The 2,400-nt window shown below is 33.8% G+C and carries 3 protein-coding genes; all 3 read right to left on the reverse strand.

Going from position 1 to position 2,400, the window contains the following annotated elements:
• On the reverse strand, positions 1 to 941 hold a 941-nt coding region (locus ACPUYX_RS20780), incomplete at its 3' end, for a phage major capsid protein (protein ID WP_426381486.1).
• 47 nt (positions 942 to 988) lie between these two features.
• Positions 989 to 1,681: a head maturation protease, ClpP-related gene (locus ACPUYX_RS20785; RefSeq protein ID WP_426381487.1), complete on the reverse strand. Its 693-nt coding sequence runs from the start codon at positions 1,679 to 1,681 to the stop codon at positions 989 to 991.
• On the reverse strand, positions 1,681 to 2,400 hold a 720-nt coding region (locus tag ACPUYX_RS20790; RefSeq protein WP_426381488.1), incomplete at its 5' end, for a phage portal protein. The genes ACPUYX_RS20790 and ACPUYX_RS20785, both read right to left, overlap by 1 nt.

Below are 2,400 nucleotides of genomic sequence, written 5' to 3' on the forward strand. Positions count from 1 at the left end.
TCCGGCTGCATGTAATATCTACCTTGTTTATCTTGTAGAGAATCTAGGTAGTTATATCCGTCTGCATTGGTTAATATTCTTATTGTATCAGTAGTTAATGTTTCCAAATCTACATTTATTACCGATTTAAATTTATCTACTGTCGGAGCAACTACTATTTTTTCTACTCTTCCGTTTAAGACTCCATTTAAGGGTGTAGTTTTCTCAATTTCTGTTAAGATACCTTGAGCCGATTTTGTGCCAGTTCCATTAAATACTTGGTAAGCGTATGTGTTAAGCTCGTTTTCTGCTAACCATTTAACAAGATAACTATACATTCCACTAGCATCATCTTCTAAAAGTTCATTTGTTACTGGTATATAGCCGCCATACTTTTGTATTAAATAGTTCATAGAGTCAAATGTAGGCTCATACATCGCTTGAACTGCTTTTGATTCATCTACTGGTGCAAATCCACTTGCTTGAGGCTGATTAGTTGCATATGGTCTGCTGCCGGACATTGTTTTAACAGGTTCTACCGTAATATATGACCTTATATCAAACATTCTAGTTGCATCTTGGTATTGTTTTATATCTGTTGACACATCTGCTGGAACACCAATCCCGCCTTTTTTAGGATCTGATTCTACAACATAGTTTTGAATCGCTGCTTTTTCTTCTGCAGTAACTTCCTTACCGGCTACAACTTTTGCAAAAACTTGCTTTATGTCTATATCCTTTGTGTCAGATGGATCTATACCACCATTATTAATTTTAGCTTGCGCTGCGGCAGCTTCTTCAGCTTCAACTCTTTCCTGGTATTGAATTTTTGCTTTCATAGTATCAATTTCTGCTGCTTTAGCATTAATTTCCTCCGCTGTAACTCCCTCTTTATTCATTAATGCATTAGCTTCTACTCTTAAATTTTCTAATTTTGCTCTTAATTGTTCGCTTAATAACATTATTTTTCCTCACTTTCATTTTAAAAATTGGTATAAAAAAAGAACTTCTATAGCAATTTAATTTTTAGCATTGCTTTAGCCAGTTCTAGATCATTGTTATTTTGATTAGATTTATTTTTAAGTTCAATTTCGTTCTTGACCTTATCCATAATCTTATTTATAAGCTTTTCCGGTATCATCGCACTATTATCAATAGTAGCCACTGCTTGAAACTCATCTTCAAACATTATAGAATTTACAAATCCCATTTCTTTAGCTGTATCTGCATCTAACCATGTTTCTTTAGACATCATATCTAATAATTTTGATTGACTAATGCCAGTTTTTAGGATATAGGCATTTGCAATAGATTTATCAACACCTTTTAACATATCTACGGTCTTTTGCATATCTTCCGCATTACCTTCGCCATAAGTTGATGCTCTATGAATCATTATTTGTCCTGTGGGTGCAATTGATAAATCTTTTACTCCCATGGCAATCATACTTGCTGCACTAGCTGCTAACCCAACTATTTTCCCTTTAGTGTTTCCATTGTGACTTCTTAAAGTTGTAAATATTTCACTTCCAGCAAAAACGGAACCGCCGCCACTATTTATAATGACTTCTAATTCCTCACCGGGTAACGCTTGATTTATTAAATCATTTACTTTTTTAGGACTTGTAGCAGGCATTTCGAGCCAATCATAAATCCATTGCTGCGAATCGCTGATTCTAGGGCCCTTAATTTCTATCCTCATTACTGATTACCTCCTTTCGCATAATTCAAGCCTTGCGCCGCCTTTGAAAGTTCTATTAGATTACCATTGCCATATAATTTATTAGCATTATCATCATTGTAGTAAGAGTAACCTAATTTTTCTCGGCCCTCATTGGGAGTAATAAGAAAATTATTTACACCATCTTTTACAATCTCCATTAACGTCTTCTTATCTAGCTCAAATAGTTTTTCTTTATCAATTTCAATAAAGAAATACTTAAGTTTTTGGATAGTATCTAATAAGCTTCTAGTCATTTCGTCATTATACATTTTAAAAATAGGCTGCAGGCTATTTACATAGAAATCTAACTGTTGTGTCTCGCTGTTTGAATAGCTTGATTTAGAATAATCATTTAGTATGTTAGGCTTTATCCCAAAACATGCAGCTAATTGTAAAGCGCTAAGCTTATTAAGTTCTACGAAATCTGCATCAGTTAATTTCATATCCAAATTTGTAGCTGTTATCCCTAATGGCATAGGAAGAAATTTTCCGCTACCAACGCTGTTAGCATACCTTTCAGTTTCAGTTATTAGAGTATCTTTAGCATTTTTAGTTAGTTCCCCGGTATATTGTAAAATTACTTTCCCACCGAACATATTATTTTTAAATAAATTGCCTTGATAGTTCTCAGAATACTTTAGGCTGTCTATCTGCACCTTAAGAATATTACGGACACTTAAACCACTTATGCCATCTTC

Origin of the sequence: Desulfosporosinus sp. SYSU MS00001 (assembly GCF_049943955.1) — a bacterium.
In the GTDB taxonomy this organism is placed as follows: Bacteria; Bacillota; Desulfitobacteriia; order Desulfitobacteriales; family Desulfitobacteriaceae; genus Desulfosporosinus.

Coding starts and splice junctions, on each gene's coding strand:
- ACPUYX_RS20785 (WP_426381487.1), bottom strand. CDS start 1,681: ATGAGGATAGAAATTAAGGGCCCTAGAATCAGCGATTCGCAGCAATGG.